The sequence below is a fragment of the Streptococcus sp. LYSM12 genome (assembly GCF_004569635.1).
Taxonomy (GTDB): domain Bacteria; phylum Bacillota; class Bacilli; order Lactobacillales; family Streptococcaceae; genus Streptococcus.
Map to the genome: position 1 here is coordinate 1 of NZ_SPOZ01000080.1, position 457 is coordinate 457.

Annotated in this window: 1 protein-coding gene; it reads left to right on the top strand. The window is 44.9% G+C overall.

Annotated features, from left to right (window positions below; translation table 11 throughout):
* On the top strand, positions 1–457 hold a 457-nt coding region (locus E4T79_RS10785), incomplete at both ends, for a putative Ig domain-containing protein (RefSeq protein ID WP_167752689.1).

Consider the following 457-nt stretch of genomic DNA (forward strand, 5'->3'; position numbering starts at 1 on the left):
CAGCTGGTACAGATTCTAAAGATCCAAACAGTAAACCAATCGCAACTGTTGGTGATATAGACAACAAGACCGTTGTTGAAAAACAACCGATTGAGCCAATCGAAGTTCCAGTAACCAATGTTCCACACAATGGTAGCGTTGAAGTAACTGGCTTACCAGACGGCTTGACCTATGACCCAGCAACTGGCAAGATCACTGGTACCCCAACTGTAACTGATTGGGGCAAAGATGAAGAAGAACGCGACTTCCCTGTCAAAGTGGTTGTGAAAGACGCTGCTGGAAACCCTGTTGCCGAAAAAGATATCACAATCAAGGTTCAACGTGATACAGATAGCGACGGTATCCCAGATGTCACCGATTCAGATGATGATAACGATGGCTACACAGATGAGCAAGAAAAGGCAGCTGGTACAGATTCTAAAGATCCAAACAGTAAACCAATCGCAACTGTTGGTGA